The sequence below is a fragment of the Dyadobacter fanqingshengii genome (assembly GCF_023822005.2).
GTDB classification, from domain to species: Bacteria; Bacteroidota; Bacteroidia; order Cytophagales; family Spirosomataceae; genus Dyadobacter; species Dyadobacter fanqingshengii.
On sequence record NZ_CP098806.1, the window covers coordinates 1,106,231 to 1,128,463 of the forward strand.

Here is a 22,233-nt window from a genome sequence, read left to right on the forward strand (position 1 = left end):
ACCGGCCAGCCGGTTCAAGTATGTGCCAAGTTCGTTCAAGTTAGTTTTAGCCGACCATTTCTGTCGGCGCATAGCCAAACCGCCTCTTAAAGGCAAATCCAAAATGCGACAGGTTCTCAAACCCGACTTCCAGGTAAACTTCCGAAGGCTTACGTTTCTTTTCACGGATTTGGTAGTGTGCCAGTTCGAGGCGTTTTTCGGTCAGCCACTTTTGGGGCGTTGTTTGGAAAGTCTTTTTAAAATCGCGCTTGAATGTGGTGAGGCTTCGGCCGGTGAGATAACCGAATTTATCCATGGACATATTGAACATGTAATTTTTCTCCATGAAGTCGCTCAGACTGATTTTGCCTGGTTCGTCGAAATTGGCGAGCAAATGATCAATATCGCGGTCGATGGTCCTGAGAATAGTAATGGCTTCTTCAATTTTGAGGGACGCAATCTTTTCTGGCAAGGGCTCTTTAAGGTCAAAATAAGGGATCAGCGAATGGAGGCAGCTTTTCAGGAGCGGATGTTGGTCAAATGTCTTGAATACCGGCGGCTGCATTTGCTTGATTTCCACTTTATTGACATTATAAAAATCGGTTAGCCGCTTCTTGGTAAGATGCATGACCGCTGATTGGTGGGGCTGTCCATATTTCGGACAATTAATGACGGTGACCAATTGATTACGTGGGAACAGCAATATATCTCCGGCAATAAACCAGTAAGTTTTGTCACCCTGCACGATCTTGGTTTCACCCGAAATCAGCCAAACCAGCAAATGTTGTTCAAAAAGCACATCCGCTTTGTAAAGCGTTTCTTCGAAGCGCGACAATTTCAGGTCGGGATGGATATACTGCGTTTGGTGTCCCACGATTTTAATAATTTCATGATATTAATTTGCTGCAAATTGCAATCCGGTAAGCTCCTCACTCAATTTCCACAAGCGTTTCGCGTTCTCGGCATCCAGGGAATACGGTTGTACGCCACGAAGCGTCAACGGATCGTCATAGTTTTGCTGAATATTTCCTTCATCCAGTTCAGCCACGTCTGCATTCTCACAATATAAACCTCCTAAATTGGCCAATTGTGGACTTGTTGCACACCAAACCGTGGTCGAAGCTCCCTGTGCGATTGTTTTCAATTTGCTCGCAACTTCCGGATAAATGTTTCCATTCGCATCATGTGTGCCCATTTGCTGAAACAATTCTATAGGCGCAACACGTCCCAAATCGGTTCCGTTAACCGATCCAGGGTGAAGCGAAAAGGCACGGACGCCCACATTTTTACCGCGCCGATCCAGTTCGATTGTAAAAAGATTATTCGCAGTCTTCGATTGGCCATAACCCGATAATGTGTCATAATCGCGGTGTTTAAAGTTGGGATCTTCAAAATTGAACGGGGCCATCTGATGGCCATAGGAAGACACATTGACCACGCGTGCGCTTCCTGCTTTTTTCAATGCGGGCCATAGCCGTTGCGTTAGTTGAAAATGACCTAAGTGATTGGTTGCCAGCTGTGATTCATATCCTCTTGCATCACGTTGGAGCGGGACCCACATGATTCCTGCATTATTGATCAGCAGGTGAAGCGGGCTTCCGGTTAGCAGAAATTTCTCGGCAAATGCATCAATAGAGTCCGGATTCATCAGGTCCATTTGTTCTATTGTTACATTTGGCAAGCCTTCAAGATTTTTAACAGCTTTATTGATGTCTCGCGCAGGAACCACCACTTTTGCACCTGCTTCAACAAATGTTTTCACTGTTTCCAGTCCTATGCCAGCATATCCGCCGGTCACGACTGCTGTCTTTCCGCTAAGATCAATTCCTTCAATGACCTCTGCGGCTGTGGAATAAGCTGTGAAGCCCGACTGGATGGGCTGCTGTAAAGCTCCGTTGTAATTGCCCGAAATAGTTACTTGTTCCATGATTTTTTGATTTAAATGATGGAACAAAATTAGGCGATGCACTTCCTCGTGTTTTTGTTTTAAGGGCCGTATTTATTTGTTTTAAAGACCATGCTGGAATTTTTCAAACGCCGTCTTCTTCCTCATCTTCAACTCCTTCAAAATAATTCACGACAGTCATTAGCGGGAGGGTGGTTCTGTCGGCTGCATTTGACATTTGTATTACTGTGCGGTCAATGTTGGTTTTGTCAAAGCCGATAAAATGACCTTCGATCATTTCGCCCGGTCGTAACTGGTACGAAATCGCTTTATCTATATATTTTGAAGCCCGCTTTTGCAAGCCTGTGAGTTGTGGTTCCGACATGCGTTTGTCTGGTTAATTATGCCCTGATTTCAGTTTCCTGCAAATATCTTTCCAAATTTTTCAATATCATCCTTCTTTCGGCTACAACAACCATAGATTTGGCTACGTCCGCTTTTTAGCTGCTTCGCAATTTTGTGTAAAACTAAAAAACAGACAAATGAAAATCGTATTAACAGGGTCATTAGGACACATTAGCAAGCCGCTAACAGCAGAACTGGTTGAAAAAGGACATGCGGTTACTGTTATCAGCAGCAACCCTGAAAAGCAGAAGGACATCGAAACATTGGGTGGCACTCCCGCAATCGGCTCTATGGATGACGTCGAATTTCTCACGGCCACGTTTGCGGGTGCAGATTCAGTTTACACCATGGTGCCGCCAGCCAATTATTTCGACCAAAACCTCGATTTGCTGGCATATTACCGAAGCAAAGCACAAAATTATGCAAAAGCCATCCGCGAAACTGGCGTAAAACGCGTCGTAAACCTCAGCACCATTGGGGGGCATCTGGGTGCAGGTGAAGGTTCCGGCATTTTACTTGGCGCGCACGACGTTGAGCTGATCCTGAATGCGTTGCCTTCCGATGTTTCTATCACGCATATTCGGCCAACATCATTTTATTACAATTTATTTGGCTATATAGAAACAATCAAAAATCAGAACATTATTGTAGCGAACTATGGCGCTGAGGATGAAATTCCCTGGGTTTCGCCAATTGATATCGCTGCTGCGGTGGCCGAGGAAATTTTAAAACCAGTTGCTGTCAGAAATGTAAGATATGTAGCCAGCGACGACCGCACGGGCCATGATACCGCGGCTGTCTTAGGCGCTGCCATCGGGAAGCCTGATCTTAAATGGATCATTGCTCCTGACGAGCAGGTGCAAAGTGCACTCGAAGGAATTGGGATGAATCCGAAGATCGCGGCGGGCCTGGTAGAAATGTATGGAAGCTTGCATAGCGGTGTGCTGGCAGAAGACTATTATCGCCATAAACCGGTTATGGGCAAAGTAAAGCTGGAAGATTTTGCCGCCGATTTTGCTGCTGCATTTCAACATTAATCCTTACATTGTATTATGGCAAACGCACAACTTCGTCGATTTAAAACCATCAGTGAATTTCACAAGTTCAGGGGATTGCCGAAGCCGGAACATCCACTGATCAGTGTGATTAACTTGGAGATGATCGACCATTTACCCGCCAATGAGTGGAGTTTGGTCAATGATTTTTATTCCATTTCCCTGAAAAGAAATTTCAATGTCAAGATCAAATACGGTCAGCAGGAATTTGATTTCGATGAAGGCGTGATGTTCTTTATGTCGCCCGGTCAGATCCTGCGGCTTGAAGTGGACCGGGATATGCAATTGGAGCAATCGGGGTGGATGTTGCTTGTCCATCCCGATCTTTTATGGAATACTCCATTGGCCAAAAACATAAAGCAGTACGAATATTTCGACTATTCTGTCCATGAAGCACTTTTCCTATCCGAAAAAGAGGAAATGATTATTTCGGGTATTATGCAAAGCATTCAGCAGGAATACCACGCGAACATTGATAAATTCAGCGAGGATCTCATTATTGCTCAATTGGAAGTGTTGCTCAAATATTCCGAACGTTTTTACCAGCGGCAGTTTATTACCAGAAAAATAAGCAATCACAAGATCCTGAACAGGCTGGAACGCGTTATCAATGACTACTTTAACGGTGAAAACCTCGTTCAGAAGGGCTTGCCGACAGTCCATTATATTGCCGAAACACTGAACATATCACCCAATTACCTGAGCAGCATGCTCAAACTATTGACAGGCCAAAGCACGCAGCAGCATATTCATGAAAAACTGATCGAAAAAGCGAAGGAAAAATTGTCTGTTACGGATCTGTCCGTCAGTGAGATAGCTTATGAATTGGGTTTCGAACATCCGCAGTCGTTCAGCAAGCTTTTCAAAACAAAGACCAGCTTTTCCCCACTGGAATTCAGACAGTCATTCAACTGATCGCTCCCAGAATTCGGCTGCGCTTATTTGTCGCTTCAAAGCGCATTTCCCTCGATGAGCATAATGCGCTCAACCGATTCATCTTTCAAATGCATGTGCTTCAAGCGCTGAGGATCGTCCCTATAACTCTCAAAACTCTTACGATCCAAAAAAGTAACCAGGTGAATCTCATACGGATAGCCTAATGTTGTGGCCACGACGGAAGACACGCCCGGCCTGATCCGGTAAATGAGCTCGCCATTATGCTGTTTCAGCAAGGGCAAAACCTGGTCTTCAAAAAAATGGAAAGAGCTTTCCTTGCCTTCCTTGATGAAAATAAGCTGGGTATAATAGATCATGGCTGATACTTAAAGTTGTGTAAAATTAACAGTCCTGGTCACCATATCTAATGAAATGGGTACGATTTTTATAGTCGTCCGGTATCAAATTTACCGGATATGACGAATATACAGATCGGCTATCATGCCTCCCACGAACAATTTAAGCCCAGTCAGTTAACGCAATACGTAATACAAGCGCAAAAAGCTGGATTTACAACTGCGTTAAGCTCCGATCATTTTTATCCATGGAGCGAGACGCAGGGTGAAAGCGGCTTTGCCTGGAGTTGGCTTGGAGCGGCCATGCAGGCAACTAACCTGAGCTATGGGATAGTGAATGCGCCTGGCCAGCGTTACAATCCCGCTATTATTGCACAGGCCGTTGCAACGCTGTGCGAAATGTTCCCACAACGCTTCTGGATTGCGACAGGAAGCGGCCAGTTCCTGAATGAACACATCACGGGAGAAGAATGGCCCGCGAAACAAGTGCGTAACCAACGACTTAAAGAAAGCGTGGACGTTATGCGGGCGCTTTGGGCAGGAGAGACTGTGACGCATAAAGGGCTTTTTGAAGTCTATGACGCGAGGTTATATACGCTGCCAGGCTATATGCCATCCGTGATCGGCGCGGCCATTACCGAAAAAACCGCCGAATGGGTAGGAGGTTGGGCCGATGGCATGATCACTACTTCGCGGCCACCAGCCGAATTGAAAAAAATCATTGAAGCATTCCGAAGAGGCGGCGGTGAGGGGAAACCCGTTTATCTGAAAGTGCAGCTATCTTATGACAATTCGTACGAAAAAGCGCTGGAAGGTGCTCATTTTCAATGGAAGAACAATGTCTTTCCGTCCTCGCTGCTCGGAGATATCCGCAGTCCGGAAGGTTTCGATGCTGCCGGCAAAATGGTCAGGCCGGAAGATATGCATTCTGCCGTACGTATTTCGGACAGTACGGATCAACACGTTGAATGGCTGTCCCGCGATATTGAGGCGGGCGTTTCGCACTTGTATCTGCATAATGTAAATCTCGAACAGAAGAATTTTATCGATGTATTTGGTGAAAAGGTTTTGCCGCATCTAAAAACATTATCAACTAAATAACCACGCGCTATGAGCTATACTATTCAAAATGAAGTTATTGAGGCGCCTGATTCACTTGAACTGGGCATCAGGCCGGGATCGCCTTATCCGCTGGGATCAACCTGGGACGGCGAGGGCGTTAACTTTGCCATTTTTTCGGAGAATGCTACGAAAGTTGAATTGTGTCTTTTTGAGAATGCCGAGGCACGGGCTGAGAATGTCAAGATAGAGATTGAAGAGATCTCACACAACATTTGGCACGTTTATGTGGAGGGCATCGGGCCGGGGCAGCTTTACGGTTACCGCTTTCATGGGCCTTATGAACCGAAAAAAGGACATCGTTTCAATCCAAACAAATTGGTAATCGATCCTTATGCAAAAGCATTGTCGGGGACGATAGACTGGGACGACGCGCTTTTCGCTTACAAAATTGGTGATAAGCAGGCGGATCTTTCTTTCAGCGAAACCGATAGTGCGCCGCACCTGCCTAAGTCCATCGTTATCGATCCCGCCTTTGACTGGGAGGATGATAAGGCGCCGAAAATCCCTTACCATGACACGATTATTTACGAAGCGCACGTAAAAGGGCTTACCAAGCTCCATCCGGGAATTCCAGCCGAGATACAAGGAACTTATGCGGGCATTGCGCACCCCGTCATGATCCAGTATTTAAATGATATGGGTATTACAGCCATTGAGCTCATGCCTGTGCACCATTTCGTTTCTGACCGGCATTTGCTTGAAAAAGGGCTTTCTAATTATTGGGGATATAACACATTAGGCTTCTTTGCACCCGACGTCCGCTATGCGACCAGCACCGAGGCAGGTGCGCACGTTTCGGAATTCAAAACAATGGTTAAAACATTGCATGCCGCTGGGATTGAGGTTATTCTGGACGTGGTTTACAACCATACGGCCGAGGGAAATCACATGGGACCGACTTTTTCTTTAAAGGGAATTGACAACAAATCTTATTACAGGCTGGATCCCGGTAATCCAAAGCATTACAAAGACTACACCGGAACCGGGAACACGATCAATACGCAGCTGCCTAATGTGCTGGGTATGATCATGGATAGTCTGCGCTACTGGATCACAGAAATGCACGTGGATGGTTTCAGGTTTGACCTGGCATCGACTTTGGCAAGAACATTAAACGAAACCGACACGCTCGGATCTTTCTTCAATATCATTTACCAGGATCCCATCATTTCGCAGGTTAAGCTTATTGCGGAGCCTTGGGACATTGATGCAGACGGCTATATGGTTGGAAAGTTTCCGCCGGGATGGGCCGAATGGAACGATCAGTACCGCGATTGCGTGCGCTCCTACTGGACCGGCGCGGAACGTACATTATCCGAGTTTGCACAGCGTTTCACCGGCAGCCCGGATTTATACCAGGGCGGTTACCGGAGCCCGATGGCGAGCGTCAACCTGATCACTGCGCATGATGGTTTCACATTGCACGATCTGGTGAGCTATAACGACAAGCATAACGAAGCCAACGGAGAAGATAATAAGGATGGGTCTAATGACAACAATTCATGGAATTGCGGCGTAGAAGGTCCAACAGACGATCAGGAAATTATTGACTTGCGTAACAAGCAGAAACGCAACTTGCTTACCACATTATTTCTCTCGCAAGGCGTGCCTATGCTGGTTGCCGGTGATGAGCTGGGACGCAGCCAAGGCGGAAACAATAATCCCTACTGCCAGGACAACGAAATATCCTGGATTCACTGGGAAAAGGCGGATCAGCAGCTGCTTGAATTTACGAAAAAACTGATCTGGTTTTGCAAAGACCATCCTTCGTTCCGTCGAAGGAGGTGGTTCCAGGGTTTGCCCGTTATGGGCTCTGACGTCGAAGACATTCGTTGGTATTCACCAGATGGAAGTATCATGTCGGAGGAAAACTGGGATCATGATTGCGCCAAATCGATAGGGGTTTATCTCAATGGCAAGGGAATCAGATGCGTTAATTATGATGGTAAGAAAATCACGGACGATAGTTTCTACATCATTTTTAATGCACATGAGGAGGCATTGGATTATGTATTACCAACCGATCATTGCAGTAAACAGTGGCAAAAGGCAATTGATACGAGCGATGGGTTTATCGGAGATGATGACGAACAACTTGTGTCTGGCGGGGTCGTTAAGGTGCAGGGGCGTTCGGTTCTCGTACTAAAATGTCATCTGACATAAGAAAATGCGGGCTTGGGATTTTCCCAAGCCCGATTTAGTTAAGCCGCAGGCGATTTCAGATTTTCAACCAGGGACAACACAGAGGAAAAATCTTGTGTCTGTGTCCAGTCGATGGTTTTGTGAAGTTCTTTATTCAAGGGTCCCCAACGTTCCGGCTCGCCATCCATGCTGATGACAATGCTGGGGGTTCCCATGGCTGCTGCAATGTGAGACACCCCGGTACAATTGCTGACCAGCAGTTTGGCATCCTTAATAAGCTGCCCGATTTCACCCAGGCCGGTTTTTCCGGTAAGGTCAATTGCGGGAAAGTCCATCCGGTCGATAACCTCGGCAGTAATGTTAGCTTCTTCTTTTGTTCCGGTCACGAAAACATGGTAACCCAATCCGGCGCACTGGTCGGCCAGGCAGGCAAAATGGGAAGTAGGCCACTGGCGCCAGGCACCGCGGGAGCCAGGATGCACGCATACATAAGGTCCATGCGGGAGGATCGATTTTATTTTGAGCAAATTTGCCGTTTCAGTTTCCAGCAAGGGAAATTCCAGCTCGGTTCCCTGCGGACGGATCCCCAGGTTTGCCAGCATTAAGAGGTGCTTCTCGATCTCAGATATACCATTGGGATACTCAACAAATAACCCGCTTTCCCTGTAACAGCCCTCACTATGGAATCCTGCCACAGGCCCGGCGCAAAGGCTTTCCAGCATATCATTAACGATGCCACCACTGCCTTGCATTTGCAGAATAAGGTCAAATTTTTCCTGTTGCATGCGGCTCACGAAATCGTCCCATAACGACTGTTCAAATGGTTGTTCGGGCAAGCCGTCATGACCAGGGAAATGAAAGAACTTATCAATATAATTGGAAAAACGGGTCATGAAACCAGCGGCCCATGGCAATCCTAAAAGTGTGATTTCAGCATCCGGATATTGCTTTCGCAACGCTCTGAATGCAGGCACGGCACACAACATGTCGCCTAGCTGCAAAGCCCGGAACACAGCAATTTTGTGGGTGGTATCAATGGGGAATTTCATAGGAAAAAGACTTTGTATCGCAAAGCGCCGCGAAGTGTCCAGTAAACAGAAAGATACGGAATTATCAATGATGTGACGATCATTTCAGTGCGGTGAGACAAGGACATATCAGTGCCTCTCAGCCGTTTTGAAATAAACAAAATCAATGCAAAAGCCCAGACTGATAACGCTATAAATGCCAGACTTTCGGAGCCTGACAAGAATGCGATGACGGAAACAATGCTTGAAATAATGATCGTATAGTAGTTCCAGACCGGGCTGCGGGCAATCTTTTTCCTGTATAGCTCGGGATGCTTCTTAAATAATAATGCATTGAACATACTTTTTTGCTGATCCCGGATGCTCGTGCCCCAGGAAGCTGCCCTTGCGGGATGGCAAATCACCGCCCCGGGTACATGAATGATAGGCAAATTCTCTTTCAAAAGCTTAAATTGCAATTCGGAATCTTCACGCCAGGCGATTGGGAAATCTTCATCAAAGCCTCCGATCCGGTCGAGTGCGGCTCGGGAACAAGCGCAATTTGCCGTAATGAATTCTGCTGTGGAAAGGTGTGCCACATTCTTCTGATAATCTGTCGGACGCGCCGGAACAGGAACAATTACCTTGCCTGTAAATCCTATATATAACTGATTGCGAAGCTGATAACTGGTCCAGTATGCATCCAGCCAGTGACTTTCGGGTATGCAGTCGTCATCTGTGAAGACAACCAACTCGCCAGCGCCCTTTTTCCACCCATAATTCCGCGCAGCGGCCGGACCGCGCTTAACGGGAAGCTCATGGAACGATAGCGGGAAATCAGGATGTGTTTGTATTAAATCATTGATCAGCGAACGCGTTGCCTCGTCCGGGCCATCGGAAATAACCAGGACCTCAAACGAGCAATCCGGACAATGTTGTAGCCGGATCGCGTCGAGGCACCGGCTTAGCAAAGCCGGACGCCGGTAAGTAGGAATAATAACGCTTATGCTCGCTGTCCCCATTATTTTTCAAGTATGAAGGAATTGATAATCAATGCATCAAATGGCGAAGTCCAGAAACATTCAATGGCATCCCTGGGCGAACATACAATAGGCTCTCCACGCGTATTGAAAGATGTATTGACAAGAACCGGCACACCTGTCAGCTTCTTGAATTCACTGATCAGCTCGTAATAAAGCGGATGTTGCTGCGCATTAATGGTTTGGACGCGGGCTGTCCCGTCCGTATGCCTTACAGCTGGGATTTGATCTGCTTTGTCGTCCTTAACCGGGTAAACAAAAAGCATAAACGGAGAAACATCAGCATTTTCAAACCATTCAGGCGCGTCCTCTTCCAAAACTACCGGCGCAACAGGCCTGAAATCTTCACGGTCCTTGATATCATTCAATCTTGCCTGCATGTCGGGATGGATTGGCGATGCGAGAATAGACCTGCTTCCCAGCGACCGCGGCCCAAATTCCATACGGCCCTGATACCAGGCAATGATTTTGTCCTCGGCCAAAATAGCAGCCGTCTCTTTGGCAACATCATACAAGCGTTTGTATGGCATTTTTGCCCAGATCATAAATTTTTCAATTTCATCGTCCGTATAATCAGGTCCCCAATAAACATGGTCCATCGGCGCCGTGTAACGGTCGTTGTGCTGGCTATTCAATTGTACATCAAGCCATTGTGCAGCACCCAATGCAGTTCCGGCGTCGCCTGCGGCAGGTTGCACCCATATATTTTTGAACGGGCCTTTATCGCGGATCACGGCATTCATTACACAGTTCAGCGCAACGCCGCCTGCCATGCACAGGTTCTCCGACTTTGTTCCCGTATAAAGCCAGTTGGCCAGTTTCAAAACCGTTTCTTCCAATGCTTTTTGCAAAGAATGGGCGATATCATGGTGCAGCTGTTCAAAAGGATCTTCTTTCGTACGGCCAGGACCCCACCATTGTTGCGGGTCAAATTCGTCTATCGTGTATTGACCATTATCCTGAACATGGATTACCGAGTGAAAATCTTCGAGGTAAACCGGCTTGCCATAGGATGCAAGCGCCATCACTTTGTATTCATCCGATGAATGCAAAAAGCCCAGATACGTAGTGATTTTTTCATACAACATACCCAGCGAATGCGGCATGTCCACGGTCGAAAGCTGTTCCAGGGAATTGCCTTTGCCCATGAAATAGCCCGTCGTTGCCTTCTCGCCGCGACCATCCAACGTCATTACAGCCGCTTCGGTAAATGGTGATGGAAAAAACGCGCTCGCCGCGTGTGCGACATGGTGGTTTACAAACTCCCATTTTTCTGTCAATGATCCTGCGTTAGCCAATCGTTTCTGTAAATGATGCGGATAACCGTCTCGTAACTGCTCCGGCGCCTTGCGAATGTAGTTCAGGAACAAAGTGTCCCAGCCGTTGTAAACGTCAGGCTGAATCAGCAAATCGGAACTTGAAAGTAGGTCGTCTTCGTAGACAGAAGCTTCACTAACACCGTCCGGATCAAATGAATATGCAATGCGGTCGACGTCTTTTATGGTAATACCAGCCGTTTTGAGGCAGTAGTCAATGGCGTGAAATGGCAATTCCCATGTAGAAAAAGGAACAGGGCGCTTACCGTGCTTGATATGCGTAAATCTTTCTTCCTCGGCTGCGGCAATGATCTTGCCGTCTTTCACGAGTGCAGCGGCCGTATCATGAAATGCCGCGTTAATCCCTAAAATATACATAGCTCATTGGTCAGGTTAAAATGCAGCCCGACCTTACAATGATTATGCCAAGGTATATGCTTGAAAAGGATCGGGTTACGCAGCGCGCCGATCAGCCCGCAAGATGCTATACATATAAATGCTTTTTGAGTCTTTAAGGGTAAAAATTTAAATATCGGTTGTTGGGCCGCGATGGCAAGTGGGGATAAACTGTGGACATTCCTCTATTCCCAGTTTGTTTACGGCCATATGCTTATACGTTGAGTTAGAAGCGTTTCTCCTGCGTTTATGCGTCAAGTCAGCTAAAATAGTGTGTATCAGGGAAGCGGTTCTTCCGGAATGGCACCGTTTTTTACAAGGGGCGTTCTGTTTAACGCAAAATGCAGTAAATATGAACGGAGATATTAGTACGGAAAAGAGACTTAAAATCTTCACATGGCATATACATGGAAGCTATCTTTATTACCTTTCGCAGGGAAATTATGACATATTTATTCCTGTAAGGGACGCCAAAGATGAAGGCTATTACGGGCGCGGCACCACATTCCCTTTTGGGCCAAATATAATTGAAGTTCCAGCCGAGGAAATCAGGAATATGGATTTCGACTGTATCCTGTTTCAATCGGAAAGAAATTTCCTGATAGACCAGCACGAAATCCTTGCCGACTGGCAAAAGCGACTTGCCCGGATATACGTTGAGCACAACACACCGGAACTGCATCCCACGAACACGCGACATGTTATGACGGACCCGTCTGTGACACTGGTGCATGTTACGCCTTTCAATAAGCTAATGTGGGATAGTTCGGGATTACCCAATGTTCGCGTGATTGAACACGGCGTATGCATTCCCGAGGTTACATACCAGGGCGACATTCCCCGCGGGATCGTGGTCATAAACCACATTCAGCAACGCGGGAGAATTACCGGTTGGGATATTTTTGATGAGGTAAGAAAGCATGTTCCGCTGGATCTGGTGGGCATGGGCACATTAGAGTCCGGCGGGCTGGGAGAGGTGCTTAATCCCCAGTTGCCCGAATTTATCAGCCATTACCGGTTCTTTTTCAACCCCATCCGCTACACGAGTTTTGGGTTGGCCGTTTGCGAGGCCATGATGACAGGAATGCCCGTGGTGGCCATGGCGACAACGGAATATGTGACTGTTATCAAGAACGGCGAATCGGGATTTATTGATACCAACATTGACAACCTCATAGAAAATATGAACCGGCTGATCGCAGACCAGGGTGAGGCCAGGCGCCTGGGACAATGTGCGAGGGCCATTGCTTTGGACAAATTCAGCATCCATCGATTCACCAATGACTGGGAAAAAATCATCAGACAGACTATTCAATTAAATATTCACAATCATGAAAAAGAGAATAGCATTTATCAGTGAACACGCTTCTCCGCTGGCAGTTCTGGGAGGCGTGGATAGCGGAGGGCAGAATGTCTATGTGGCGGAGATCTGCAAATCACTTGCGAAACTCGGCTACGCGATCGACATTTTTACCAGAAAAGATAATGAGGAATTGCCGCAGATTGTATCCTGGCTGCCCGGCATCCGGGTGATAAATGTGGATGCAGGACCGGCAAAAGAAGTAGCAAAAGAGCTTTTATTGGGTTATATGGATGATTTTACAACCAGTATGATCCGTTTTATCCGTAACAGCCGCATTGAATATGATTTGATCCATGCCAATTTCTTTATGTCGGGATTGGTAGCTTCCTCAATCAAGAGAATGCTAGGAATTCCTTACGTGATCACGTTCCATGCTTTGGGTAAAATCAGGATGATCCATCAAAAAGAAAAAGACGCATTTCCGGCTGCACGGCTTGATATTGAACAAATGATCGTGAATGATGCAAATTTCATCATTGCCGAATGTCCGCAAGACCGCCAGGACCTGATCGATTACTACAATGCGGACGCAAGCCGTATCAGCATTATCCCGTGCGGATTCAGTTCGGACGAATTTTACCCCGCTTCCAAAACCGCCGCCAGACGGAGACTTGGTTTACAGAAAGATGAAGTGATTTTACTACAATTAGGCAGAATGGTGCCGCGCAAAGGCATAGACAATGTAATCCGTGCCATGCGATATCTGACGGATGTTCCCAAAATCAAGCTGCTCGTTGTGGGCGGCTCGGATGAAAAGCCGGATTTCGAGAAAAACCTGGAATTGAAAAGGCTGAAAGAAATTGCTGATTCAGAAGGTGTTGAAAGCCACGTGGAATTTGTGGGCCGCCGGGATCGGGAGCAGTTGCGGGATTACTACCAGGCCGCCGATTTCTTCATCTCCACGCCCTGGTACGAACCATTCGGCATCACACCATTGGAAGCAATGGCATGCGGGACGCCCGTGATCGGATCCAATGTGGGTGGGATAAAATATACGGTTCAGCATAATCAAACGGGTTTTCTGGTTCCACCCCATAACCCGGAAGCGCTCGCCGAAGCATTGCGGGAAGGCATTTCCTGTCCCGAAAAATACCGGAATCTTTGCCGCAACGCATTGAGCCGGGTAAACGATAAATTTACTTGGGATAAGGTGGCCAAAAGCGCGCATGAGCTGTATATGAAAGTAACCAGCCGATATTACAGCGGACGGGTTTACCTGCTCCATGTGAAAGAGCCCGGACGAAATGCCTCGAAAAATTATCAATCAGGCGCTATAACCTATGCCATATCCTGAGCATATGCAATCCAAAGCGGTTTTTTTAGATAAAGACGGCACGTTGATCAAAGATGTGCCATACAATGCCAATCCTGAAAAAGTGCTGTTTGAAACCGGCGTTTTTGAAGGGTTGGCTTCCTTGCAGGAGCTGGGCTACAAACTGGTGATCATCTCCAACCAGCCCGGCATAGCATTAGGCTTGTTTTCTCAACAGCAGTTGGATGAGTTGATCGCTTATTTTTATCGAATATTTGAAAAAAACGGCCTGATCCTTTCAGGTTTCTACTACTGCCCGCATCTTCCCGGCCAAGCGGCAGATCAATGCAAATGCAGAAAACCACAGCCGGGATTAATCTTGCAGGCGGCGGAAGCATTGGAAATCGATTTACGGCAATCCTGGATGATAGGCGATATTCTGAATGATGTAGAAGCCGGTAACCGCGCTGGCTGCCAGACTGTTTTGATCAACAATGGCAACGAGACGGAATGGATGAGCGGCCCCTTTCGAACGCCCGGTTGTTTGGCAAAAGACTTTTCGGAAGCGGCGGATTTTATTCATTCCAAAATCGCAAACACTTATGTACAAGGCTAATGGGTATGAAAAGGTGCTTTGCATCCGTGCCGATAACATGGGCGATGTCATTATGGCCTCGCCTGCATTTCGCGCTTTAAAAGAAACATTTGGGAGCAAAATTACCTTATTAACCTCCAACGCCGGTTCCATCATAGCGCCTTATATTGAATGTGTGGATGATGTAATGGTCGTGGATCTTCCCTGGGTGCAGAGTAAGAGCACTGACAACGCAACGCTGGAAGCTCTGGCAAATGATTTGAAACAGAAATCATTCGACGCTGCGGTTATTTTTACGGTTTATAGCCAAAGTGCACTGCCAGCAGCCATGCTCGCTTTTATGGCTGGCATTCCTGTGCGCCTGGCTTATGCAAGGGAGAATCCCTATCAATTGCTAACACACTGGATACCAGATCCGGAGCCGTATGAAATGATTCGCCATCAGGTTGAACGGGATTTGGAATTAGTAAAACATATTGGCGCAGAAACTACGAAGAAACGGCTTGCATTGAACATTCAGGAAACGGACCGGGAAATTTTAACTACGGTTCTTGCCAACATGGACATTGATATTCGAAAACCGTTCATCGTGCTTCATCCGGGTGTTTCCGAAGAGAAACGACAATATCCTGTGGAACATTGGATTGAAACGGGGAGAGCGCTGGCACAGCAATATCAGATGCCGATTTTGGTTTCGGGTTCAGCAGCTGAAAAGCAGCTTGCCGGGCATATTGCAGCAGAAATAGGCCAATCCGCCACTTCGGTTGCCGGAATCTTTACGATCGGGGCATTCATTTGTCTGATCGAAAAAGCAAGCTTATTGATCTCCGTCAATACTGGGACAATCCACATCGCAGCCGCAACGCAAACGCCAATGATCGTGCTCTATGCGCAAACAAATCCGCAGCACACGCCCTGGAATTGCCAGCACCGGATCCTGGAATTTTCGGTGCCCGAGCATTTAAGGAGCCGCAATATGGTCATCCGCCATGTTACCGAGACGCTTTACGCTGATTACGTCGCCTATCCATTACCAAAAGAAATCCTGGCAGAAACGGATTTGCTCATTTCTGCCGGATTGCCGGGAAGAACTACGCCAGCTTTTCTTTGAAGAAGTCGATCGTGCGTTTCCAGGCCAGCTCAGCGGCCGCTTTGTCGTAGCGCGGCGTGCTGTCATTATGGAAACCATGATTTACATCGGGATACATGTGTGCCGTATATTCCTTCTTATTTTCCTTTAAAGCCTGTTCGTAAGCAGGCCACCCTTCATTCACGCGCGTGTCCAGGCCCGCATAATGCAGGAGAAGTGGTGCCTTTATTTTTGGGACGTCCTCCACCGCTGGCTGACCGCCATAAAAAGGAACGGAAGCAGCCAGTTCGGGAATCCTTACAGCCATCATATTGGCAATGGCGCCGCCGAAACAAAAACCTACAACGCCAATTTTACCGTTGCAATCTTTGTGATTTTTCAAATATTCGTAAGCCGCAATGAAGTCTTCGGACATTTCATTCCGGTCGCGTTTGCTTTGCATTTCACGTCCCTTTTCATCATTTCCTGGGTAGCCGCCCAGGGGGGTTAAGGCATCGGGCGCTATGGAAATAAATCCCGCCAGTGCAGCTCTTCTGCCAACGTCCTCAATGTAAGGGTTCAGGCCCCGGTTTTCATGAACAACCACTACGCCGCCGAGTTTCCCGGTTGCGCCATCTGGTGTGGAAAGTAATGCCTTAATCGTCTTGCCACCCTTCGGCGAATCATAGTTGATATAGTCTGATTTCAGCCTGGAATCGTTGGGCTGAACCTGAATAGTTCCTTGGTAATCAGGCATGAGGAAACTCATCAGCGATGCAACGGTGATGCCGCCAACTGCATAAGCGGATAAATTTTGCATAAAATTCCGCCTGTCAATCCGGTCGTGTGCATAGTCGTCGTAAAGGTCAAAGACTTCTTGCTTAATGTCCTCTTTTCTAATCTGGCTCATATGGGTTTGTCGTAAAGGTTTTTAGATTACTCACTTATAATGAAAGCATTTACTTTCAAAAGTTACCGAAATTGTATTTGGATTCCTGCAAAATATTTTATCTATTTAACCGGATACATCTATCATTGCTTTGAAAAAATTCATCTCATTCACTGGCCGATACATAATAGGCATTTCAACGGTTTTGACTTTGCTAAGTTTTAGGTCCATCCCTGAAAATAACGTCGGTAACAAACAAAAAGACCAGCGGCCCAATATTGTGATCATTATGGCGGACGATCTGGACAGCAGGCAGTTGAGTTGCTATGGCGGCCAAAATCTTAAAACAGCGAACATTGACAAGCTTGCCGCTCAGGGCCTGAAATTCAATAATATTTATGCTTCCGAAGCGATGTGCGTGCCTACGCGCGCATCGCTTTTTACTGGGCTTTATCCCGTGCGCCACGGTTCTTATCAAAACCATAAACCTGTTTACGACAACCTTAAAAGTGTCGGGCATTACCTGGCTGATCTGGGTTACCGCGTTGGTTTGACTGGGAAAGATCACGTTACCAAGCCCAAGACAGTATTTCCATTCGACATTATTGAAGGTTTTGAGCCCAACTGCGTTTCCCCAACTGACGAATACAGTCTGGATGCGGTAAAAAAATACATGGCCGCCGATCAAAAGCCTTATTGTCTGTTTGTTATGAGCATTAACCCGCATACGCCGTGGACTTCCGGTGATACGACGGAATTTGAACCGGACAAGCTGAAATTGCCTGCGGATTGGATTGATACGCCTATTACACGTCGCCAGTATGTTAAATATCTGGCCGAAATAAGACGGCTGGACAATCAGGTTGGTGATATTACCAGGCTGCTGGCGGAAACAGGCCAGGACAAAAATACGATCGTGATTTTCCTCGGTGAGCAAGGCGCGCAATTTCCCGGTGCAAAGTGGAATTTGTGGGATTCAGGGCAAAAGAGCTCGATGATCGTGAAGTGGCCGGGCAAAGTGAAGGAGGCGACGGAAACCGGTGCCATTGTTCAGTATGAAGACATTACACCAACATTAATCGACCTTGCAGGCGGTAAAGCCATTGCCGGATTGGATGGGAAAACTTTTCTGCCGGTCTTGACAGGGAAAAGCAAAACAGCCAGATCTTATGCGTACGGCATTCATAACAACATTCCCGAAGGCGATCCTTACCCGATCCGGAGCATTCGCGACAATCGTTATAAGTTGATTATGAATCTGTTGCCGGATAAAGAATATTACAACCGATTCATGATGACCCGGGAGCGTAAGGACAGGAACACGGTATGGTTTTCATGGGTCGATAAAGCCGTTGACGATCCGAATGCTAAAAAAATCACTTCCCGCTTCGTGAACCGCCCGGCGGTTGAATTTTATGATTTGCAAAAAGATCCTTTTGAACTCCATAATCTCGCCAATGATCCCGCGCAAGCGCAGTTAATTGATAAATTGAAAAAAGAACTAAATGCGTGGATGAAACAGCAGGGGGACGCCGGTGCTCCTATTGACATTGCCATCAAAAAGTGATCGTGTTGGCTATTTCTGTCGCAAGTGACCATTTTATTTGTCGCAATTGGCCTCTTATAGTTGTTTTTTGAACTGATAGATTTGCATTGCAACAAAACCAAAATCAGCCATGCTTTCAGAACCAAAAACCGAGCAGCGAAAAGAACTGCACTATCTGGCTATTCGAAAAACCGTCCACATGCACGATATCCCGGACACCCTGCCCCCGCTGATCCCGGAAGTGAAGGAATGGATGCAAAAACGGAACATTGAAGCGGCGGGACCGGATTTCTTTCTGTATAAATCAATGAATGACAAAGGCGAGCTGGATTGTGAGGCCGGTTTTTCTGTCAGCAATGCTTATGAGGGGGACGAGCGGGTAATGGCGGGAAGTTTTCCTGCAGGACATTACGCCAGCATTATTTACACAGGCCATTTCAAAGACATGATGCAGGGGCACGTTGCATTGGAAAACTGGATCAAGGAAAAAGGGTTCACAGAAAAGGCACATCGTGAAAACGGCCGCACACAATGGGGTGGGCGCACGGAATTTTATCTGGTAGACCCTGATTTCGAGCCCAATCCGGACAAATGGCAGACTGAAATCGTCTTTTTGCTTGAAGATTAACAGTTGGCTTTTCTGTTTTCATAACAACCTACGAAAGACGGTGAGGTATCCTCAATGGTGATCCAAAGCACATTCGGCTTTTGCTGCGCATGAGAAACCTGGATCAGTACAAAAAAACAAAGAGTAGTGCATTTTCACTAGGTAAGCGGCCGCTATAAATTTATCTTTTTTTCGGGCGAAATATCCACAGTTACCGCTAAAACCGCTCGTTTTAATTCATTTCTGATGAAGTTCGCCCGTTGTTCCGCACGAGACACCGTCATTACGCACTTTCTTATGGTGGAACGCATATTGTAATGCTGGGCTAACAATACGGTTAACAAACGCCGCCACTAAAATTTCTTCACTTTATGAAAACGAATAAGCCGTCGGACAAGGAAAGTAAACAACCCGACAACGCAAAAATTCAAAACCTGGACCCGCATATAGCAGACGCTACTGGCGAGCTGCTAACCACAAATCATGGTTTGCGCATTAATGATGACCAAAATTCCCTTAAAGCCGGTGAGCGCGGGGCGACGTTACTGGAAGATTTTATCCTGAGAGAAAAAATTACCCATTTCGATCACGAGCGGATTCCCGAACGCATTGTCCACGCCAGAGGATCGGGTGCTCATGGCGTATTTAAGGTTTACAAGCCCATGGGCGACTTAACAAAAGCGCAATTTTTGAACGATACGAGCATTGAAACGCCTGTATTCGTACGATTTTCCACTGTTGCCGGGTCGAGAGGATCCACTGACCTGGCGCGTGATGTGCGGGGATTTGCGGTTAAATTTTATACGCAGGAAGGAAACTTTGACTTGGTTGGCAATAATATGCCGGTCTTTTTTATCCAGGATTCGATCAAATTCCCGGATTTGATTCATGCTGTGAAACCAGAGCCGGACAATGAAATTCCACAAGCAGCTTCGGCCCACGATACATTCTGGGACTTTATCTCAATCATGCCCGAATCCGCACACATGGTCATGTGGGCCATGAGCGATCGCGCTTTACCGCGCAGCTATCGCATGATGGAGGGTTTTGGCGTTCATACTTTCCGGTTTGTAAATGCCGAAGGCGTAAGCAATTTTGTGAAATTCCACTGGAAACCGCTTTTGGGCGTGCATGCAGTGGCTTGGGACGAAGCACAAAAGATTTCTGGTAAAGATCCGGATTTTCACAGAAGAGATTTGTGGGATGCGATCGAGAATGGCGATTTCCCGGAATGGGAATTGGGCGTGCAGATCGTGCCGGAAGAAGATGAGTTCAAATATGAATTTGACCTTCTGGATCCAACCAAGATCATCCCGGAAGAACTGGTGCCGGTGCAACGGATTGGAAAGATGACATTAAACCGTAACCCCGACAATTTCTTTGCAGAAACCGAACAAGTTGCATTCCACGTTGGTCACATCGTACCGGGCATTGACTTTACCAATGATCCGTTGCTACAAGGAAGGTTATTCTCTTACACAGATACGCAGTTGCTGCGCCTGGGAGGACCTAATTTTCACGAAATCCCCATTAACCGCCCCATTGTGCCAGTTCACAATAACCAGCGGGACGGACATATGCGCCAGACTATTAACCGGGGCAAATCCAGCTACAACCCGAACACACTCGGCAATGGTTATCCCTTGCAGGCAAAGGCTTCGGAAGGCGGTTTCACAACTTATCCCGAGCGCATTGATGCCCGGAAAGTGAGAGCGCGTAGCAAAAGTTTCTTCGATCATTTCAGTCAGGCAAAGCTGTTTTTCAACAGCCAGTCTGATCCGGAAAAAAATCACATTGTCGACGCATTAAGCTTTGAACTTGGTAAGGTTAACTTCCCTGAGATCCGCGAAAGAATGTTGGGTATACTCGGGCTGATTGACAAAGATCTGGCCGGACAAGTTGCATTTGCTTTGCGTCTGCCGGTGCCGAAATCACCGCAGCAGCCCTTGAACCACAGCATTCCTGCCGATGGCGATCCTGCTGATTTTGAATCATTTATTTTTGAAAGCTCACTGACATCCTCAGCAGCATTGAGTATGGCTAATACGCCGAAAGACAGCATCAAGACAAGAAAAATTGCCTTTTTAGCTGCGGATGGTGTGGACGCAACTTCATTACAAACGGTTAAAGCAGCATTGGAAGGAGCAGGAGCGGTGGTGGAAATTCTGGCACCTCGCCATAATTACATTGTTGCAGAGAATGATGAAAAAATCCCTGTAACACATAGTTTGCTTACGGTCGCATCCGTATTTTACGACGCGGTGTATGTTGCGGGCGGGACTAACAGTGTTGCCACTATAGAGGCGGATGCCGACGCAATTCATTTTCTGAACGAGGCATTCAGGCACTGCAAGGCCATAGCGGCCGACGCGTCTGCCATGCAGGTGTTGGAAGCAACGTATTTCGGGAAAAAACTGCCGGCGGATTTCTCTGACAAGAGCATTCTCTCGGAAGGCCTGATCGTCAGCGACGATGCGGCGGGTTTGGCTGATAAGTTTATTCTTGCCATTGCGCAGCACAGGTTCTGGGAGCGCGAAAAGCCTCGTAAAGTTCCGGCATAACCTGCTGATTACAACAAACAAAACCCCGCACAGCATGAAGTTGTGCGGGGTTTTGTTTGTAGTTTTGATTTATACCAAGAGTGCAACAGCTTCATCATTACCCTGTTGCAAAGCCAAGTCTTCCACAGAAAGCCCGCGGTTATCCAGCAGCGTTTTGTCCGCGCCCCGATCCAGCAGCAACCTGACTAGATCATTCCTGCCGAACATCGCAGCGAACATTAAAGCCGTTCCACCATTGCCGTGCTGCATGTTGAGATCGGCACCGTTGTCGATAAGCAGTTCCGCAATGTCGGGGTAACCTTTGAATGAAACGCCCATTAATGCCGTGTTGCCGCCGAAGTCAAATGCATTCACGTCGGCGCCGGATTCCAACAGTAGTTTTGCCGTTTCGAAACGGTTATTATAGCAGGCGATAATCAGTGGCGTGTAACCTTTTTCGTCTTTTACATTCACATCAATTCCTCTCGTGAGTATTTCTTCAATCACGGCATTGTTGCCCAGCCGGGCTGCGTGGATGAGGACATAGTCCAAATTCACGTTTTCAATATTTTCCATTTTATGACTCGTTTGCTTCTAGTTTGTCCTCAATTTCTTCCTTCGTGCCGGTCACAAAGTGTTTATCCCCGTTTTTTAGGATCAGCAGGCTAAATCTGAAATCTGCGTCAGGGACTATTTCTGCAATGTCCTCGCCGCGGACAACGATTTCGCCCGACTCATCCTCTTTCAAAGTAAAAGTTGCCTTACCCGCCATATTTGTTTGTGATTTAATTTT

At 47.0% G+C, this 22,233-nt stretch carries 21 protein-coding genes; 11 read left to right on the forward strand and 10 right to left on the reverse strand.

Annotated features, from left to right (window positions below):
• Positions 1-46: 46 nt before the first annotated feature.
• From NFI81_RS04360 to NFI81_RS04370, 3 genes are all read right to left on the reverse strand, one after another.
• Complete coding sequence (locus NFI81_RS04360) at positions 47-853, reverse strand: helix-turn-helix domain-containing protein (RefSeq protein ID WP_234613859.1); 807 nt, start codon at positions 851-853, stop codon at positions 47-49.
• Between the two features lie 21 nt (positions 854-874).
• Positions 875-1,906 (reverse strand): SDR family NAD(P)-dependent oxidoreductase, encoded by a 1,032-nt coding sequence (locus tag NFI81_RS04365; RefSeq protein WP_234613857.1) that lies wholly within the window; start codon positions 1,904-1,906, stop codon positions 875-877.
• Between the two features lie 103 nt (positions 1,907-2,009).
• Positions 2,010-2,249, reverse strand: coding sequence for a hypothetical protein (locus NFI81_RS04370; RefSeq protein ID WP_234613856.1), 240 nt, complete (start codon positions 2,247-2,249; stop codon positions 2,010-2,012).
• A gap of 157 nt (positions 2,250-2,406) precedes the next feature.
• On the opposite strand from NFI81_RS04370, the gene NFI81_RS04375 reads away from it, so the two are divergent.
• Together NFI81_RS04375 and NFI81_RS04380 are read left to right on the forward strand one after the other, a co-directional pair.
• On the forward strand, positions 2,407-3,306 hold the full coding sequence (locus tag NFI81_RS04375) for an NAD(P)H-binding protein (protein WP_234613854.1): 900 nt from the start codon (positions 2,407-2,409) through the stop codon (positions 3,304-3,306).
• A gap of 15 nt (positions 3,307-3,321) precedes the next feature.
• Positions 3,322-4,239, forward strand: a complete 918-nt coding sequence (locus NFI81_RS04380; RefSeq protein WP_234613852.1) for a helix-turn-helix domain-containing protein — start codon at positions 3,322-3,324, stop codon at positions 4,237-4,239.
• Positions 4,240-4,274: 35 nt separating this feature from the next.
• Here the strand turns inward: NFI81_RS04380 and NFI81_RS04385 are convergent, their stop codons facing one another.
• Positions 4,275-4,577: a DUF1330 domain-containing protein gene (locus NFI81_RS04385; RefSeq protein WP_234613851.1), complete on the reverse strand. Its 303-nt coding sequence runs from the start codon at positions 4,575-4,577 to the stop codon at positions 4,275-4,277.
• Positions 4,578-4,676: 99 nt separating this feature from the next.
• On the opposite strand from NFI81_RS04385, the gene NFI81_RS04390 reads away from it, so the two are divergent.
• Entirely contained in the window at positions 4,677-5,657 is a 981-nt protein-coding gene (locus NFI81_RS04390) for a TIGR03885 family FMN-dependent LLM class oxidoreductase (RefSeq protein ID WP_234613850.1), read from the forward strand.
• 9 nt (positions 5,658-5,666) lie between these two features.
• A complete protein-coding gene (glgX, locus tag NFI81_RS04395) occupies positions 5,667-7,841 on the forward strand; it encodes a glycogen debranching protein GlgX (RefSeq protein WP_234613849.1) in 2,175 nt (724 codons plus the stop codon).
• 38 nt (positions 7,842-7,879) lie between these two features.
• Here the strand turns inward: glgX and NFI81_RS04400 are convergent, their stop codons facing one another.
• Genes NFI81_RS04400 through NFI81_RS04410 form a run of 3 tightly spaced genes read right to left on the reverse strand, consistent with a single transcriptional unit; the run spans position 7,880 to position 11,561 of the window.
• On the reverse strand, positions 7,880-8,869 hold the full coding sequence (locus tag NFI81_RS04400; RefSeq protein ID WP_234613848.1) for a glycosyltransferase family 9 protein: 990 nt from the start codon (positions 8,867-8,869) through the stop codon (positions 7,880-7,882).
• On the reverse strand, positions 8,866-9,849 hold the full coding sequence (locus NFI81_RS04405; RefSeq protein ID WP_234613847.1) for a glycosyltransferase family 2 protein: 984 nt from the start codon (positions 9,847-9,849) through the stop codon (positions 8,866-8,868). The genes NFI81_RS04400 and NFI81_RS04405 overlap by 4 nt, the downstream gene beginning before the upstream one ends.
• Positions 9,849-11,561: a carbamoyltransferase family protein gene (locus NFI81_RS04410; protein ID WP_234613845.1), complete on the reverse strand. Its 1,713-nt coding sequence runs from the start codon at positions 11,559-11,561 to the stop codon at positions 9,849-9,851. The genes NFI81_RS04405 and NFI81_RS04410 overlap by 1 nt, the downstream gene beginning before the upstream one ends.
• Before the next feature lie 370 nt (positions 11,562-11,931).
• On the opposite strand from NFI81_RS04410, the gene NFI81_RS04415 reads away from it, so the two are divergent.
• From NFI81_RS04415 to NFI81_RS04430, 4 genes are read left to right on the forward strand one after another with little or no spacing between them, the layout of a single operon-like run.
• A complete protein-coding gene (locus NFI81_RS04415) occupies positions 11,932-12,939 on the forward strand; it encodes a glycosyltransferase family 4 protein (protein WP_234613840.1) in 1,008 nt (335 codons plus the stop codon).
• Entirely contained in the window at positions 12,911-14,236 is a 1,326-nt protein-coding gene (locus NFI81_RS04420; protein WP_234613838.1) for a glycosyltransferase family 4 protein, read from the forward strand. The genes NFI81_RS04415 and NFI81_RS04420 overlap by 29 nt, the downstream gene beginning before the upstream one ends.
• On the forward strand, positions 14,223-14,810 hold the full coding sequence (locus tag NFI81_RS04425; RefSeq protein ID WP_234613836.1) for a D-glycero-alpha-D-manno-heptose-1,7-bisphosphate 7-phosphatase: 588 nt from the start codon (positions 14,223-14,225) through the stop codon (positions 14,808-14,810). The genes NFI81_RS04420 and NFI81_RS04425 overlap by 14 nt, the downstream gene beginning before the upstream one ends.
• Positions 14,797-15,900 (forward strand): glycosyltransferase family 9 protein, encoded by a 1,104-nt coding sequence (locus NFI81_RS04430; RefSeq protein ID WP_234613832.1) that lies wholly within the window; start codon positions 14,797-14,799, stop codon positions 15,898-15,900. The genes NFI81_RS04425 and NFI81_RS04430 overlap by 14 nt, the downstream gene beginning before the upstream one ends.
• Here NFI81_RS04430 and NFI81_RS04435 read toward each other — a convergent pair.
• The gene (locus NFI81_RS04435; protein ID WP_234613831.1) at positions 15,881-16,768 is read right to left on the reverse strand and encodes a dienelactone hydrolase family protein; all 888 of its coding nucleotides are present in this window, start codon (positions 16,766-16,768) and stop codon (positions 15,881-15,883) included. The two genes, NFI81_RS04430 and NFI81_RS04435, sit on opposite strands and share 20 nt — an antisense overlap.
• A gap of 130 nt (positions 16,769-16,898) precedes the next feature.
• On the opposite strand from NFI81_RS04435, the gene NFI81_RS04440 reads away from it, so the two are divergent.
• The 3 genes from NFI81_RS04440 to NFI81_RS04450 all read left to right on the forward strand — a co-directional run bounded on the left by NFI81_RS04440 (position 16,899) and on the right by NFI81_RS04450 (position 21,461).
• A complete protein-coding gene (locus NFI81_RS04440; RefSeq protein ID WP_234613830.1) occupies positions 16,899-18,314 on the forward strand; it encodes a sulfatase family protein in 1,416 nt (471 codons plus the stop codon).
• Between the two features lie 109 nt (positions 18,315-18,423).
• Positions 18,424-18,921, forward strand: a complete 498-nt coding sequence (locus NFI81_RS04445) for a GyrI-like domain-containing protein (protein ID WP_234613829.1) — start codon at positions 18,424-18,426, stop codon at positions 18,919-18,921.
• A gap of 350 nt (positions 18,922-19,271) precedes the next feature.
• Positions 19,272-21,461 (forward strand): catalase, encoded by a 2,190-nt coding sequence (locus tag NFI81_RS04450; protein WP_234613824.1) that lies wholly within the window; start codon positions 19,272-19,274, stop codon positions 21,459-21,461.
• A 69-nt stretch (positions 21,462-21,530) separates the two neighbouring features.
• Here NFI81_RS04450 and NFI81_RS04455 read toward each other — a convergent pair whose 3' ends face one another.
• Positions 21,531-22,016, reverse strand: coding sequence for an ankyrin repeat domain-containing protein (locus tag NFI81_RS04455; protein WP_234613823.1), 486 nt, complete (start codon positions 22,014-22,016; stop codon positions 21,531-21,533).
• Position 22,017: 1 nt separating this feature from the next.
• Positions 22,018-22,212, reverse strand: coding sequence for a hypothetical protein (locus NFI81_RS04460; RefSeq protein WP_234613822.1), 195 nt, complete (start codon positions 22,210-22,212; stop codon positions 22,018-22,020).
• Positions 22,213-22,233 lie beyond the last annotated feature (21 nt).